The organism is Streptomyces sp. NPDC033845, from assembly GCF_055576225.1.
The window spans coordinates 119,455-134,522 of the sequence record NZ_JBVIRI010000013.1 but is presented as its reverse complement, the minus strand read 5'-3'; the positions used below and the strand labels follow the sequence as shown (position 1 = coordinate 134,522).

Here is a 15,068-nt window from a genome sequence, read left to right as displayed (position 1 = left end):
ATACGGTGCTTGCACACAGTGCACATGTCTTGTGATGCTATGACCGCTTTTGACGCATGAAACGGGCGACTCGGTCGAATCGAAACCGAGCGGACATCGATAGGGGTGGCGTGACCTTGCCGGCCAGTACTGCGCCTCAGGTGCCGCCCCAGCAGGAACCTCTGCAGGACCCCCCGATCGCCGCCCGGCCGCAGGGCCGTGGCGCCGACACCCGGGCCCTCACCCAGGTCCTGTTCGGGCAGCTGAAGGGGCTGGAACCGGGCACCAGCGAGCACAACCGGGTGCGCGGGGCGCTGATCGAGGCCAACCTCCCGCTGGTCCGGTACGCGGCCGCCCGCTTCCGCAGCCGCAACGAGCCGATGGAGGACGTGGTCCAGGTCGGCACCATCGGGCTGATCAACGCCATCGACCGGTTCGACCCGGAGCGCGGGGTCCAGTTCCCGACCTTCGCCATGCCCACCGTGGTCGGCGAGATCAAACGGTACTTCCGGGACAACGTGCGGACCGTCCACGTGCCGCGCCGGCTGCACGAGCTGTGGGTGCAGGTGAACGCGGCCACCGAGGACCTCACCACCCTGCACGGCCGGGTCCCCACCACCCCCGAGATCGCCGAGCGGCTGCGCATCGGCGAGGACGAGGTGCTGTCCTGCATCGAGGCCGGCCGCTCGTACCACGCGACCTCGCTGGAGGCCGCCCAGGAGGGCGACGGGATGCCCGGGCTGCTCGACCGGCTCGGCTACGAGGACCCCGAGCTCGCCGGGGTCGAACACCGGGACCTGGTCCGGCATCTGCTGGTGCAACTGCCCGAGCGCGAGCAGCGGATCCTACTGCTGCGCTACTACAGCAATCTGACCCAGTCGCAGATCAGCGCGGAGCTCGGGGTGTCCCAGATGCACGTCTCCCGGCTGCTCGCCCGGAGCTTCGCTCGACTCCGATCCGCAAACAGGATCGAGGCGTAACCGGAACGGGTGGAGATCGCCTGACGCGTTTCCCGACAGACCGGGCGCATACCGGTCTGTCGCTGCACAGATATGTCGACTTGGCGCTACAGCGTGTTGCCGACATGTGACATTCTGCTGGAACCGCGTTTGCCGCAGCCCCGCCTCCGGTATTCAGGTGGAGGCTGCGTTCCTCCGACGGACGCCAGCCGCGACCGTCCGCGACCTCAAGGGGGTGGCATGTCCGTAGACCAGGGCAGCTCCAAGGTGCTCACGCTCGTCAAGAGCGAGGCTCCGACCGCACCTGCGGCGTCTGACCGCTCGGAAGCCATCGACACCCGCACCCTCTCCCGCTCCCTCTTCCAGCGTCTCGCCGCACTGGACCCGGACAGCACCGACCGGGCCTACGTACGCGACACCCTGATCGAGCTCAACCTCCCGCTGGTGCGGTACGCGGCGGCCCGGTTCCGCAGCCGCAACGAGCCGATGGAGGACATCGTCCAGGTCGGCACCATCGGCCTGATCAAGGCGATCGACCGCTTCGACTGCGAACGCGGGGTGGAGTTCCCGACGTTCGCGATGCCGACCGTGGTCGGCGAGATCAAGCGGTTCTTCCGCGACACCTCCTGGTCCGTCCGGGTCCCGCGCCGGCTCCAGGAACTGCGGCTGGCCCTGACCAAGGCCAGCGACGAGCTCGCCCAGAAGCTGGACCGGTCGCCCACGGTGCCCGAACTCGCCGCCGTACTGGGCGTGTCCGAGGAGGAGGTGGTCGACGGGCTGGCGGTCGGCAACGCCTACACGGCCTCCTCGCTGGACTCCCCATCCCCGGAGGACGAGGGCGGCGAGGGCTCGCTGGCCGACCGGCTGGGATACGAGGACACCGCGCTGGAGGGGGTCGAGTACCGCGAGTCCCTCAAGCCGCTGCTGGCCAAACTCCCGCCCAGGGAACGGCAGATCATCATGCTGCGGTTCTTCGCCAATATGACCCAGTCGCAGATCGGCGAGGAGGTCGGCATCTCCCAGATGCACGTCTCCCGGCTGCTGACCCGCACCCTGGCCCAGCTCCGCCAGGGACTCATCGGCGAGTAGCCCCACGGGCAGCCCCCACGGGCAGTCACTGCGGGCAGTCCCCGCCGGCGGTTCCGGTGAGCGGGCCCGCACCCCCCCTGGTGATTTGACGTGGCGTCAGGAACACTGGCGCGATGCGAAGGGGAGCGCTGGGCCTGCTGACCGCGTGGGCGACCGCCGCAGCCGTTCTGACCGGCTGCGGCGGTCCGTCCCGTGACGGTTTCGTGGCGGTCGGCGCGGTGGGCTCCGGCCCGGAGCGGGCCGCGGGCGAGACCGTGCCGCCCAAGGGGCCGGTGGAGTACCAGCCGCTGCCCCGGCCGGGGAGTTCCGGGAGCGCCGCCGCCCCGGAAGGTGACGGCACGGAAGGCGAGGGCACGGATCCCACCGTCCCGCCGGACTCCGAGAACGGCCCGCCCGGCGCCGAGGACGGCCCGGGGGCGGTGCCGCCCGGCGCCACCGCTCCGCCGCGGGCCCCGGGCGACCCCGGCGGCCCCTCTGCCCCGGCGCGCCCCGGCGACCCGACCGGCCCCGTGCGCCCGCCGTCGACCCCGCCGGCCGTACCGCCGACCGGTCCCGTGGATCCGCCGTCCGTACCGCCCGCCAAACCGCCGACCGGTCCCGCCAAACCGCCTCCGCCGGCGACCCCGGCCCGGTTGGTGCTGGGCGCTCCGGTGCGCGCGGCCACGGGTGAGCGGTGGTGCGAGAAGGTCTCGGTCCGCTTCTCCAACACCGGTGGCACCGCGGTGCGTTCGGGCACGGTGACCTTCACCGTGCACATCCTGGGGAACGCGCTGGACCTGGACTGGGGCAAGGTCAGCACCAGCCAGCCGCTGACGGCCGCCCCGCTGGCGCCCGGAGCGGCCCGGACCGCCACCCACACGGTGTGCGTGGAGTCCTGGCGGGTGCCCTGGGGCTGGCACATCGAGACCCGCGAGGTCACGGCCGTCTGGAAGTGAGCCCGGTCGGGCCGGGTCCGGTCCGGGCGGGGGCTCCGGCCGGGGCGCTCTAGCGGAGCGCCAGCCAGGCGACAGCGCCGACCAGCAGGATCATGCCGATGCCGAAACCGATCCAGCTGATCGACTTCGACCCGGATTCCTGCCGGGCACGGGCCCGGCCTCCCGGGGCCGCCGGCCCCGCCGGGTCGCCCGCGCCCTCGTGTACGAAGGCGCGGAACATCTGGGTGCTGCCCGCGGGGTCGTAGTTGCCCTCGGGGCCCTGTGAGTTGTCGTGTGCGGCCATGGTCCAGGACCCTAGCGGGTTTTCCTTTTCCTTTACCGCCCGGTGCCCAGATTCATTTGCCTGTAGCAACCATCTGATCCTATGGTTGCTCGAAGCAACAAGATGGGGAGGGTGCGGCGTGCCGGTCCACTACGAGGAGCTGGCCCGCCAGCTCACCGGAATCGGCGCGGTCAAGCGCGAACTCGCGCGGACCCTGCCCGCCGACTGCCCGCCCGGCGCCGCCGCCGTCCTCACCGTGCTCGACCGGCACGGCGAGATGCGGCTGAGCCGGCTCTCCGAGCTGCTCGCCGTCGACATCTCGGTGACCAGCCGGCACGTGACCCATGTCGCCGAACGCGGCTGGATCCACCGGGAGCCCGACCCGGGCGACGGCCGCTGCCGGATCCTCCGGCTCACCCCGGCGGGCCGCCTGCTCCTCGCCGAGCTCGGCGCCCGTCACACGGCCGCGCTCGAACGGGCGCTGGCCGACTGGTCCACCGAGGACATCTCCGTACTGAACACCCTGCTGGCACGGCTCCGATCGAGCTTCTGACACCCGAGACCCGAAGGACTCACATGGCTACGACCACACCCACCGGTGTGCGGGGAGACGGCCTGCCGGGACCCGCGAGCCCCGCCCCCGACAGCCCCGCCCCCATGACGCACCCGCAGATCATGAAGGCCCTGTCCGGGCTGATGCTCGGCATGTTCGTGGCGATCCTGTCGTCCACGATCGTCTCCAACGCCCTGCCGCAGATCATCACCGACCTCGGCGGCACCCAGTCCTCCTACACCTGGGTGGTCACCGCCGCCCTGCTGTCGATGACCGCCGCCACCCCGCTCTGGGGCAAGCTGGCCGACCTCTTCAGCAAGAAGCTGCTGGTCCAGATATCCCTGGTCATCTACGTGCTCGGCTCGGTGGTCGCCGGCCTGTCCCAGAACACCGGGATGCTCATCGCCTGCCGGGTGGTCCAGGGCATCGGCGTCGGCGGCCTCTCCGCCCTCGCCCAGATCGTGATGGCCGCCATGATCTCCCCGCGCGAACGCGGCCGCTACAGCGGCTACCTCGGCGCCGTCTTCGCCGTCGCCACCGTCGGCGGACCGCTGCTCGGCGGGGTCATCACCGACACCTCCTGGCTCGGCTGGCGCTGGTGCTTCTACGTGGGCGTGCCCTTCGCCGTGATCGCCCTGATCGTCCTCCAGCGCACCCTGCACCTGCCGGTGGTCCGCCGCGAGGTCAAGGTGGACTGGCTGGGCGCCGGCCTGATCAGCGCCGCCGTCTCCCTGCTCCTCATCTGGGTCACCCAGGCCGGCGACTCCTACGACTGGATCTCCTGGCAGACCTGGACCATGAGCGGCGGCGCCCTGCTCCTCGGCCTGGCCTTCGTCCTGGTCGAGTCCCGGGCCAGCGACCCGATCATCCCGCTGCGGCTGTTCCGCAACCCGACGATCAGCCTCGCCTCGGCCGCCTCGCTGTTCGTGGGCGTGGCCATGTTCTCCGGCACGGTGTTCTTCAGCCAGTACTTCCAGCTGGCCCGCGACGAGTCCCCGACCATGTCCGGGGTGCTGACCATCCCGATGATCGGCGGTCTGTTCGTCTCCTCCACCGTGTCGGGGCAGGTCATCACCAGGACCGGCCGCTGGAAGGCCTGGCTGGTTTCCGGCGGTGTGCTCCTGACGGCCGGTCTGGGCCTGCTCGGCACCCTCCGCCACGACACCCCCTACTGGCACATCGCCGTCTTCATGGCCCTCACCGGCCTCGGGCTCGGCATGATGATGCAGAACCTGGTCCTCGCCACCCAGAACCAGGTGGCCCCGGAGGACCTTGGCGCGGCCAGCTCGGTGGTCACCTTCTTCCGCTCCCTCGGCGGCGCCATGGGCGTCTCCGCGCTGGGCGCCCTGATGGCGCACCAGGTCACCGGCTACGTCAAGGACGGACTGTCCGCGCTGGGCCCGAAGGCCGCGGCGCTGGGCCACGGCGGCACCGGCGGGGGCGGCATCCCGGACCTCGACAAGCTCCCGGAGCCGTTCCGCACGGTGATCGAGGCGGCGTACGGGCACGGAGTCGGCGACGTCTTCCTCTACGCGGCCCCCACCGCCCTGGTGGCCCTGCTGCTGGTGGTCTTCATCAAGGAGGTCGCCCTGAAGTCCCACTCGGCGCCGGAGCCCGCCGCGGCGAAGGAACCCGCCGCGTAGCCCGTCCCTTCCGGACCCGGCCGGCCCGGGGGTTCCGCGCGGCGGAACCCCCGGGCCGGTCAGGCGGAGGGCGCGGCCGTCAGGTCGTACAGGGTCACCCCGCCCACCGTCACCGCGGTGTAGTGCGCGGCCACCCACTCGGAGATGGCGCTGCTGCCGCCCCCGCCCGGACCGCCGCCCCGGCCGCCGGAGCCGCCCGAGCCCACCCAGTAGTGGATCCGGCCGTCCCGCACGTACTCCTGGAACCGCTCCAGGGTCGGGGACGGGTCGCTGCCGTTGAACCCGCCCACCGGCATCACCGGCCGGCCCGTCGCCAGCTGGTAGCTCGCCGCGTTCTGCGCGCCGACGGCGGCCGCCGCCCAGGTGTACCGGTCCGCGTCCCGCCGGAGCAGCTCGGTGACCTCGGAGTCCACCCGGGCCCCGTCGAGCAGCCCGCCCATGGCCCCGCCACCGCCGCCGCCGAAGCCGCCACGGCTGTCGGGGGTGCCGTAGGAGGCTCCGGGGCCGCCCGGCGGGCGTGCCCCGCCGCCACCGGGCCCCTGCCTTAGACCCTGACCCTGACCCTGGCCCGGTGCCTGGCCCGGCCCCTGTCCCTGGCCCTGCGCCGGGGACTGGCCCTGGCCGGGAGCGAACCGGCCCTCGCGGAACATCCCCGGGCCCCGGCCGCCCGGTCCGCCGCTGCCGGTCGCCGGGCCGGCGGTCACGATCGAGCCGGTGTGCCCGGTGGCCACCGTGCTCAGGCAGTAGGCGAACGGTCCCGCCAGCGCGGCCGCCAGCCCCAGCCCCGCCGCCGCCCGGGTGGCCCGGCGGCCGAACCGCCCGGCGGTCAGCAGACCGGCCGCCGCCAACGCTCCGGCGGCCGGAACCGCCCAGCGCAGCCAGGGCAGGTAGTCCGGCGAGCGCCCCAGCAGGACGTAGGACCACCAGGCCGTCAGTGCCAGCGTGCCCGCCAGGACCCCGGCCGCGACCCGTCCGTGCCGTTCCTCCCAGAGCACCGAGGCGCCCATGCCGATCAGCGCGGCCACGAACGGTGCCAGGGCCACCGTGTAGTACTCGTGGAAGATCCCCTGCATCCAGCTGAACACCGCGCAGGTGATCAGCAGGGATCCGCCCCAGGCCAGGAAGGCCGCGCGGGCCATCCCCTCCAGGGAGTCGGTGGCCCGCCGGGCCCGCCAGGTGATCACCAGACCGGCCACCAGCAGGACCAGCGCGGCGGGCAGCAGCCAGGAGATCTGGCCGCCGACCTGCTCGGAGAACAGCCGGCCGATCCCGCTCTCCCCCCAGCGCCCGCCGCCACCACCCCCGCCGGGACCCCCGGCTCCACCGGGTCCGCCGCCCACGCTGCCGGTCTCCTCGCCGTTCAGCCGGCCCAGACCGTTGTAGCCGAAGGTCAGCTCCAGGAAGGAGTTGTTCTGGGACCCGCCCACATAGGGCCGGGAGGACGCCGGCCACAGCTCCACCACGGCCACCCACCAGCCGCCGGCCAGCACCGCGGCCAGCCCGGCCAGCCCCAGCTGGCCCAGCCGGCGGCGCAGCCGGGTCGGCGCGCAGACCGCGTACAGCAGTGCCAGCGGCGGCAGGATCACGAAGGCCTGGAGGGTCTTGGTGAGGAAGCCCAGGCCGATCGCCACCCCCGCCCAGACCAGCCAGCGGGTGTGCGCCCCCTCCAGGGCCCGCAGCACGCAGTACACGGTGACCGTGAGCAGCAGGGTGAGGAGGGCGTCCGGGTTGTTGAAGCGGAACATCAGCGCGGCCACCGGGGTCAGCGCGAAGACCGTGCCGGCCAGCAGGCCCGCCCCGGCCCCGAACTGCCGCCGTACCGAGGCGTGCAGCACCGCGGTGGTGGCCACCCCCATCAGGGCCTGGGGCAGCAGGATCTGCCAGGAGCCCAGGCCGAACATCCGGACCGAGAGGGCCATCGGCCACAGTGCGGCGGGCGGCTTGTCCACGGTGATGGAGTTCCCGGCGTCCGAGGAGCCGAAGAAGAAGGCCTTCCAGCTCTCACTGCCCGCCTGGACGGCGGCGGAGTAGAAGGAGTTGGCGTAGCCGGAGGCGCTCAGGTTCCAGAGCAGCAGTACGGCGGTGCCCAGCAGCAGCGCGGCAAGGGCCGGGCGCTCCCAGCGGGGTCGGTCCGTGGTCATCGGGTGTCCTTCGGGGGGAGGGCCGGGCGTTCGGGGAAGACCCAGGCCCGGAAGAGCAGGAAGCGCAGTACGGTGGCGGCGAGGTTGGCGGTGATGAGCACGGCGAGTTCGGTGCCGTGGGCGGGCTGGTCGGTGGCGGCCGCCAGGGCGGCCAGCGAGCCGGCGGTCAGGGCCAGTCCGATGCCGAGGACCAGCAGCCCCTGGGCCTGGTGGCGCAGGGCCCGTTCGCGGCCCCGGACCCCGAAGGTGAGGCGGCGGTTGGCGGCGGTGTTGCCGATCGCGGAGAGCAGCAGGGCGGCCGCGTTCGCGGTCTGTGCCCCGGCGCCCAGCCGGAAGAGGCTGTAGAGCAGCAGATAGCCGAGGGTGGAGACCAGGCCGACGGCGCAGAACCCGAGGAGCTGGCGGGCCAGTCCGCCCGGCACTCCGGGCAGGGTGCGGTCCCGGGGGTCGTCCCCGAAGGGCCGGGCCAGCCGGTCCAGCGGGAGGGCTCCGACGGTCAGGGCCCGGCCGACCCGCCAGACCCCCTTCAGGTCCTCGGTGGCGGTCCGCAGCAGGTGGACGGTGGAGTCGGGGTCGTCGACCCAGTCGACCGGCACCTCGTGGATGCGCAGTCCGGCCCGTTCGGCGAGCACCAGCAGTTCGGTGTCGAAGAACCAGTCGGTGTCCTCGACCAGCGGGAGCAGCCGTTGGGCCACCTCCCGGCGGATGGCCTTGAACCCGCACTGGGCGTCGCTGAAGCGGGCGGCCAGGGAGGAGCGCAGGATCAGGTTGTACGCGCGGGAGATCAGCTCCCGCTTGGCGCCCCGGACCACTCGGGAGGAGCGGGCCAGCCGGGTGCCGATGGCGAGGTCGGAGTGGCCGGAGATCAGCGGGGCCACCAGGGGCAGCAGGGCGTTGAGGTCGGTGGAGAGGTCCACGTCCATATAGGCGAGGACGGGGGCCTCGGAGCGGGACCAGACCGTCCGCAGGGCCCGGCCGCGGCCCTTCTGCTCCAGTCGTACGCTGCGGACCCCGGCGATCTCGCGGGCCAGGGCGGCCGCGACCTCGGGGGTGCGGTCGGTGCTGGCGTTGTCGGCGATGGTGATGCGGAAGGGGTAGGGGAAGGTCCGGGTCAGGTGCTCGTGCAGCTGGCGGACGCAGGGCCCGAGGTCCCGTTCCTCGTTGTAGACCGGGATCGCCACGTCGAGTACGGGCTCGCCGGGGCGGGCGGCGAGCGGCGCCCGGGCCGGGAGGGCTCCGGCGGCCGGAGAGGTGTCGGTTGGCATGCTCCGACCCTCGTGGGCCGGGCTGTCACGGCTGTGTGGTGGGCCTGTGGCAGGGCTGTGAACCGGGTGCGGCCGTGGGGAGCAGGACCTCGAAGCGGGTGTCCCCGGGGGTGCTGCGGACCTCCACCCGGCCGCCGTGGGCGGTGACCACGGCCTGGACGATGGCCAGTCCGAGCCCGGTGGACCCGGCGTTCCGGGAGCGCGAGGCGTCGCCGCGGGCGAAGCGTTCGAAGACATGGGGGAGGAGTGCGGGCGGGATCCCGGGTCCGTCGTCCTCGACCCGGAGGCGGACGGTGGTTGTTTCACGTGAAACACGGGCGGTGACGGTGGTCCCGGGCGGGGTGTGGGTCCGGGCGTTGGCCAGCAGGTTGACCAGCACCTGGTGGATCCGGGCGGTGTCGGCGTGCACCGGCGCGGGCTCCTCGGGGAGTTCGAGCCGCCAGTGGTGTTCGGGGCCGGCCGCCCGGGCGTCGCTGACGGCGTCCACGACCAGCGGGGCCAGATCCGTGTCCTCCCGGGACAGCGGCCGGCCGGAGTCCAGCCGGGCCAGGAGCAGCAGGTCCTCGACGAGTCCGGTCATCCGGGTGGCCTCGGATTCGATCCGGGCCAGGGCGTGCCGGGTGTCGGGGCCGGTCTGCTCCCGTCCGCGCCGGGTCAGTTCGGCGTAGCCGCGTATGGAGGCGAGCGGGGTGCGCAGTTCATGGCTGGCGTCGGCGACGAACTGGCGGACCCGGGTCTCGCTGTCCTGGCGGGCGCTGAGCGCCGAACCGACGTGTCCCAGCATCCGGTTGAGGGCCGCTCCGACCTGTCCGACCTCGGTCCGGGGGTCCGCCTCGGTCTCCGGGACCCGTTCGAGGAGGGCGACCTCCCCACTGTGCAGGGGGAGTTCGGAGACCCGGGTGGCGGTGGCGGCGACCCGCCGCAGGGGCCTCAGGGCCACTCCGACCAGGGCCTGTCCGGCCAGTCCGGCCGCGATCAGTCCGGCGAGGGTGACACAGACCTCCACGGCGATCAGGGTGGTGACGGTGGAGTCCACGGTGTCGAGCGGGAAGGCCAGGGCCAGGGAGCCGTCGGCCCCGGACAGCACCCGGTAGCGGCCCAGTCCCGGGAGCTCCCGGTCCACCGGGGTTCCGCCGGAGTCCCGGGCGGCCGCTGCCAGGGACTCGGTCTGGGCGGGGGTGAGGGCGGCCCGGTGGTCCCGGTCGGGCTGCTCCTCGGGGACGGTGCGGGCGGCCTCCACGGCCTTCCCCGAGGAGTCCAGCCGGATCCCGGCGGTTCCGAGCGGGGTGCCCGGCGGCAGGCTGACCAGCCCGGTGTCGGGGACCGGTCGGCCCGCCCGGCCGGCCGGTCCCCGGTGGAACATCTCCACCGAGGTCCGGAGGTGCCCGTCCAGCTGGTTCATCAGGTACGAGCGCAGGGCGAGGGTGGTGACCGTTCCGATCGCCGCCCCCACGACGGCGATCAGGGCGACCGCCGCGACCACCAGCCGGGTCCGCAGGGACCAGGGGCGCCGCCGGAACGGCCGCCGGGCCACTACTCCCCCGGCTTGATCAGATAGCCGGCCCCGCGCCGGGTGTGGATCATCGGGCTGCGGCCGGGTCCGCTCTCCAGCTTCCGTCGCAGATAGGAGATGTAGAGCTCGACCACATTGGCCTGGCCCCCGAAGTCGTAGGACCAGACCCGGTCCAGGATCTGCGCCTTGCTGAGCACCCGGCGCGGGTTGCGCATCAGGAAGCGCAGCAGCTCGAACTCGGTGGCGGTCAGCCGGATCTCCGTACCGTCCCGGGTGACCTCGTGGCTGTCCTCGTCCAGCCGGAGGTCCCCGACGACCAGGACGGATCCGCCGCGCGCGGCCTGGGCCGCCCCGGAGCGCCGGATCAGCCCGCGCAGCCGGGCCACCACCTCTTCCAGGCTGAAGGGCTTGGTGACGTAGTCGTCCCCGCCGGCGGTGAGGCCGGCGATCCGGTCCTCGACGGAGTCCCGGGCGGTCAGGAACAGCACCGGGACGTGCGGGAACTGCCGGCGGAGCTGCCCGAGGACGGCCAGCCCGTCCATGTCCGGGAGCATGATGTCGAGGACCACCGCGTCGGGACGGAACTCCCGGGCCGCCCGGAGCGCGGCGGCACCGTCACCGGCGCTGCGCACCTCGCAGCCTTCGTAGCGCAGGGCCATGGAGAGCAGCTCGGACAGCGGGGCCTCGTCGTCGACGACGAGGATCCGGCAGGGGCCGCCGTCCGGGCGGACCAGGGCCCCGGCCTGGACGGACGCGTGGGAGGTGGTCGTCGCAGTCATGGCGTCAACGGTTCCCGGCGCCTCTGAGAGCCCGATTGCCGATTTCTGTGAATCTCCTGAGAAACCGGCGGCGGGCCCGGCGGCCGGGGAAGGCCGTCCCTGGGGAAACGGCTCAGTGCAGGCCGAAGAGCCGGGCCCCGTTGTCGTGGCAGACCGCGCGCAGCCAGTCGTCGCCCAGTTCCAGCCGCTCCAGGGCGTCCAGCTGGTGCTCGTAGGGGTAGGGGATGTTCGGGAAGTCGGTGCCGAGCAGGATCCGGTCGCCCAGTGCGGCGAGCTTCCCCAGGGCCCGGGGCGGGAACCCGGTGAACCGCTCGGAGAAGTCGGTGAAGGCCATGGTGGTGTCGAGGCGGACCTCGGGGTGGCGTTCGGCGAGGCCGAGGAAGTCCTCGTACTCGGGCATCCCCATGTGGGCGATCACCAGGGGCAGCCGGGGGTGCCGGGCGAGCAGCCGGGCGACCGGTTCGGGGCCGGTGTGCTTGCCGGGGACCGGTCCGGACCCGCAGTGGATCACGGTGGGGATCCGGGCTTCGGCCAGCAGCCCCCACACCGGGTCGAGCAGCGGGTCGTTGGGGTCGTAGCCGCCGACCTGGAGGTGCGCCTTGAACACCCGGGCGCCGCCCTCCACCGCCCGCCGGACGTAGCCGGCCGCCGCCTCCTCCGGGAAGAAGGTGGCGGTGTGCAGGCAGTCGGGGGTCCGGGCCGCGAACCCGGCGGACCAGGAGTTGAGCCAGGCGGCCATGGCCGGCTTGTGCGGGTAGAGCATGGAGGTGAAGGCGCGGACCCCGAAGGCGCGGAGCAGGGCGACGCGCTGCTCCTCCTCGTGCCGGTAGGTGATGGGCCAGGGCACTCCGGTCAGCGGGCCGACGGCGTCGAAGTAGTCCCACACCTTGTCCAGCACCCGTTCCGGCATGAAGTGGGTGTGGACGTCCACCAGGCCGGGCACCCCGAGCCGGCCGGCGAGGGCGCGGACCGCGGCCGCCGTGCGCTCCGCGTCACCGTCCGCGGACAAAGCCGTGGCTCCGCTCCACCGTGGCGATGTGCAGGGTGTAGCTCTGGTACCACTCCCGGATGCCCCGGGCCTGGGCCGCCCGGTGCTCCAGATCGGTCCGCCAGGCGGTGAGGGAGTCCTCGTCCCGGAAGTAGGCGACGGTGATGCTCAGCCCGCCGGGGGTGTGCGCGTTCTCGTGGCCGAGGTAGCCGGGGTTCTCGGCGACCAGGGCCTCCATCCGGGCCGAGGTCTCGGCGTATTCCGTGTCGTCCCCGGCCTCGGAGCCGGTGTCCCCCGAGGCCCGGGTGGAGGTGAATACGGCCATCAGATAAGGCGGTTCGAAGGCCGCGATCGGCTGGATGCTCATGCCCACCACCCTCCGGCCGAGGCCGGTCCGCTGTCCACCGCGAAGGCCCCCGAGATCGCGAAGGGATCCAAGATTTGACCTTCCCGGTTCAGAACAGTCCGGTCTGCTCCACCGGCGGGTCCCCGTCCACGGCGACCACGGGCACGCTGCCCACGGCCTGCGGTCCGGCGGCGGTCAGCACCCAGCCGGCCAGCAGCCGGGAGTCCACCACCAGGCCGTCGGCGAAGTGCAGGTCCGGGCCGGCCGCGCCGGCCAGCAGACCGGCGACCGTACCGCCCGCGGTCATCCGCTCCGCCCGCCGGTCCGGGCGCGGCAGCGCGGCCAGTCCGAACGGCCCGGCATGGTCCACCACCCGGCAGGGAAGCCGTTCCAGGGACTCGGGCCAGCCGGCCAGCTCCGCCGCCCGCCGGTGCAGTCCGGTCACCTCCAGGGCCCGCCCGGCCGGGTCCGGCAGCCGGTGCCGTACGGCCCGCTTGCGCGCGTACGCGATCCGGTCGGGCACTCCCAGAGCGGCCCGGAGCAGTTCCTCGGTGCGCCGGGCGGCCATCAGGGGCCCCCGGCCGAGCCAGCTCCAGGTCACCGCGCCCTGCTCCAGCAGCCGGGCCGGGCCCCGCTCCTCGGCGGTGATCCCCACCTTGACCAGGCCGGGCCCGAACCAGGCCAGATAGACCCGGTAGGGGCGCGGGTCGGCCGCGTTGGTGTCGGCGGCCACCGAGAACGACCGGTCCAGCCGGGCGCACTCGGGGCACTGCGCGGACCCGGCGCGCTCGGGCACCGGCGCGGCGGTGGGGCAGGGGGTCCGCCGGCCGGCCCGCCGCACCCCCAGGCAGCGGCGTTCGCCGACGGCGGTGAAGGCGAGCCGCTGCCCGTAGGCCAGCGGGCTGACGCGTTCCGGGCGGCCCTCGGCGTACCAGCCGATACCGGGCCGCCCCTCGCTCCAACGCGGTCCGGTGCACCGCCAGATCACAGCGGCAGCGGCCGTTCGAAGAAGGTCTCCAGCGCCACCGTCGCCTGGGTCCCGCTCACCCCGTCGATGGCGTAGAGCCGCCGCAGCACGTCCTGGAGCTGTTCGGTGCTCGCGGTGCGCACCTTGACCAGCACCGAGGCGCTGCCCGCGATGATGTGCGCCTCCTGGATCTCGGCGATGGCCGCGAAGTCCTCGGCGGAGTCCCCCATCCAGGCGTTGGAGTCCACCATCACGAAGGCGAGCACCCCGCTGCCGACGGCGGCCGGGTCCACGTCCACGGTGGTGCGGCGGATGGCCCCGCGCTCCCTCAGCTTGCGGACCCGTTCGTGCGCGGCCCCCGCCGAGAGCCCGACCGCCGCGCCGAGCACGGCGTACGACTGCCCGGCGTCCTGCTGCAGCCGCCCGAGGATCGCCCGATCGATACCATCCATGATCTTTCCTCCACTGGACCTCGCCCGGACGGCAACGCAAGAGGCCCCCCGGTGAACCGGGGGGCCTCTTGGGCTGTGCACTCGGCAGGATTCGAACCTGCAACCTTCTGATCCGTAGTCAGATGCTCTATCCGTTAAGCTACGAGTGCTTGTGCTTCCCGGGGTTTTTCGCCCCGTTGGCCTTGCGAGAACAACAATACATGGACCTCGCCGTGACGCGAAATCCGTTATCCAAACCGCCTCTGACCTGCGAAAACAGGCTTCTGGCGGGGGTTCCGGAACTGTGCCCGGGAGACGTCCGCAGCCGCCCGGACCCGGCCGGGGACCCGCCCTGAACGACCGATGCCCCGGTCCTTGCGGACCGGGGCATCGGTGATCACACGAGCGGAGGCGGAGGGATTTGAACCCTCGATGGGGTGTAAGCCCCAAACCGCATTAGCAGTGCGGCGCCATAGACCGGACTAGGCGACGCCTCCAGCACACCCCCGCGTACGAGGGTGCGTGCAGATGATGACACAGCCTCGGGGCCGCTCACCAATCCGCTCCCACGGTACAAGGCGCGACGCCGCCAGGGCAAAGCCTTTCGACCACCGTCACCGGAACGTCCCGGCCCGGATCTCGTTGGGCAGACGAACCACCGACCTGGAGGTCCCCTTGCGTCTCGCCACCCTCGCCGCCGGCTCCGCCCTGGCCTTCGCGGCCGCCGGACCGCTCCCGCCGCTGCCGCTGGGCGGGCTGCTCTCGCCGCCCCCGGTCCGCGCCGACCGGCTTACCGTCACCGTGGAGCACAACGGCCCCTCCCGCGCGGCCAACGGCACGTACGGCCTGGAGTGCGACCCGGTCGGCGGGACCCACCCGGAGGCCAAGCGGGCCTGCGCCCGGCTGAAGAACCTCGCCGACGCCGGCCGGGACCCCTTCGCGCCGGTCGGTGCCGACGAGATCTGCACCCACCAGGACGGCGGTCCGGCCATCGCCCGGATCACCGGGACCTGGCGCGGAAGGGAGATCGACGCCGCCTTCGACCGGAGGAACGGCTGCGAGATCAACCGCTGGCGCAACCTGGAACCTGTGCTTCCGAGTGCGCGTTCCTGACCTGGGAGGATGACGCGGCCCTCAGGACCGGGCCGCCGATCCGCCGTCCCCCGCGAGGAACGTGCCCTTAGACTCCTCCCGTGACATGCCAGTAGTCGTGGTCAG

At 73.0% G+C, this 15,068-nt stretch carries 14 protein-coding genes, 2 tRNA genes and 1 pseudogene; 6 read left to right on the top strand and 11 right to left on the bottom strand.

Annotation, left to right across the window (positions count from 1 at the left end):
* Positions 1–116: 116 nt before the first annotated feature.
* The 3 genes from ACZ50K_RS26320 (at position 117) to ACZ50K_RS26310 (ending at position 2,962) form a co-directional block, all read left to right on the top strand.
* A complete protein-coding gene (locus ACZ50K_RS26320) occupies positions 117–959 on the top strand; it encodes an RNA polymerase sigma factor SigF (protein WP_468907461.1) in 843 nt (280 codons plus the stop codon).
* Positions 960–1,178: 219 nt separating this feature from the next.
* Positions 1,179–2,027: an RNA polymerase sigma factor SigF gene (locus tag ACZ50K_RS26315; RefSeq protein WP_468907460.1), complete on the top strand. Its 849-nt coding sequence runs from the start codon at positions 1,179–1,181 to the stop codon at positions 2,025–2,027.
* Between the two features lie 113 nt (positions 2,028–2,140).
* Entirely contained in the window at positions 2,141–2,962 is an 822-nt protein-coding gene (locus tag ACZ50K_RS26310) for a hypothetical protein (protein WP_468907458.1), read from the top strand.
* Between the two features lie 49 nt (positions 2,963–3,011).
* On the opposite strand, the gene ACZ50K_RS26305 is transcribed toward ACZ50K_RS26310, so the two are convergent.
* Positions 3,012–3,245, bottom strand: a complete 234-nt coding sequence (locus tag ACZ50K_RS26305; protein WP_468907456.1) for a hypothetical protein — start codon at positions 3,243–3,245, stop codon at positions 3,012–3,014.
* Between the two features lie 118 nt (positions 3,246–3,363).
* Here ACZ50K_RS26305 and ACZ50K_RS26300 point away from each other — a divergent pair, with 118 nt between their 5' ends.
* Together ACZ50K_RS26300 and ACZ50K_RS26295 are read left to right on the top strand one after the other, a co-directional pair.
* A complete protein-coding gene (locus ACZ50K_RS26300; RefSeq protein WP_468907454.1) occupies positions 3,364–3,777 on the top strand; it encodes a MarR family winged helix-turn-helix transcriptional regulator in 414 nt (137 codons plus the stop codon).
* Between the two features lie 104 nt (positions 3,778–3,881).
* A pseudogene (locus ACZ50K_RS26295) lies at positions 3,882–5,417 on the top strand (MDR family MFS transporter); the annotation flags it as partial.
* Positions 5,418–5,479: 62 nt separating this feature from the next.
* Here ACZ50K_RS26295 and ACZ50K_RS26290 read toward each other — a convergent pair.
* The 10 genes from ACZ50K_RS26290 to ACZ50K_RS26245 all read right to left on the bottom strand — a co-directional run bounded on the left by ACZ50K_RS26290 (position 5,480) and on the right by ACZ50K_RS26245 (position 14,347).
* Positions 5,480–7,561 carry an ArnT family glycosyltransferase gene (locus ACZ50K_RS26290; protein WP_468907453.1) on the bottom strand — a complete coding sequence of 694 codons (2,082 nt, stop codon included), beginning with the start codon at positions 7,559–7,561 and terminating at the stop codon, positions 5,480–5,482.
* Complete coding sequence (locus ACZ50K_RS26285; protein WP_468907451.1) at positions 7,558–8,826, bottom strand: bifunctional glycosyltransferase family 2/GtrA family protein; 1,269 nt, start codon at positions 8,824–8,826, stop codon at positions 7,558–7,560. Before ACZ50K_RS26285 ends, ACZ50K_RS26290 begins: the two co-directional genes overlap by 4 nt.
* A gap of 25 nt (positions 8,827–8,851) precedes the next feature.
* Positions 8,852–10,360, bottom strand: a complete 1,509-nt coding sequence (locus ACZ50K_RS26280; RefSeq protein ID WP_468907450.1) for a sensor histidine kinase — start codon at positions 10,358–10,360, stop codon at positions 8,852–8,854.
* Entirely contained in the window at positions 10,360–11,118 is a 759-nt protein-coding gene (locus ACZ50K_RS26275) for a response regulator transcription factor (protein ID WP_468907448.1), read from the bottom strand. The genes ACZ50K_RS26280 and ACZ50K_RS26275 overlap by 1 nt, the downstream gene beginning before the upstream one ends.
* 112 nt (positions 11,119–11,230) lie before the next feature.
* Entirely contained in the window at positions 11,231–12,127 is an 897-nt protein-coding gene (locus ACZ50K_RS26270; RefSeq protein WP_468907447.1) for an amidohydrolase family protein, read from the bottom strand.
* Entirely contained in the window at positions 12,111–12,473 is a 363-nt protein-coding gene (locus ACZ50K_RS26265) for an antibiotic biosynthesis monooxygenase family protein (RefSeq protein ID WP_468907445.1), read from the bottom strand. The genes ACZ50K_RS26270 and ACZ50K_RS26265 overlap by 17 nt, the downstream gene beginning before the upstream one ends.
* Before the next feature lie 88 nt (positions 12,474–12,561).
* Positions 12,562–13,440 (bottom strand): DUF2797 domain-containing protein, encoded by an 879-nt coding sequence (locus tag ACZ50K_RS26260; RefSeq protein WP_468907443.1) that lies wholly within the window; start codon positions 13,438–13,440, stop codon positions 12,562–12,564.
* Positions 13,437–13,871, bottom strand: coding sequence for an Lrp/AsnC family transcriptional regulator (locus tag ACZ50K_RS26255; RefSeq protein ID WP_468907441.1), 435 nt, complete (start codon positions 13,869–13,871; stop codon positions 13,437–13,439). Before ACZ50K_RS26255 ends, ACZ50K_RS26260 begins: the two co-directional genes overlap by 4 nt.
* 76 nt (positions 13,872–13,947) lie before the next feature.
* A tRNA-Arg gene (locus tag ACZ50K_RS26250) sits at positions 13,948–14,020 on the bottom strand.
* 236 nt (positions 14,021–14,256) lie between these two features.
* Positions 14,257–14,347, bottom strand: a tRNA-Ser gene (locus ACZ50K_RS26245).
* A 178-nt stretch (positions 14,348–14,525) separates the two neighbouring features.
* Between ACZ50K_RS26245 and ACZ50K_RS26240 the strand changes: the two genes are divergently transcribed.
* Positions 14,526–14,963: an SSI family serine proteinase inhibitor gene (locus ACZ50K_RS26240; RefSeq protein ID WP_468907439.1), complete on the top strand. Its 438-nt coding sequence runs from the start codon at positions 14,526–14,528 to the stop codon at positions 14,961–14,963.
* The last annotated feature ends 105 nt before the right edge of the window (positions 14,964–15,068 follow it).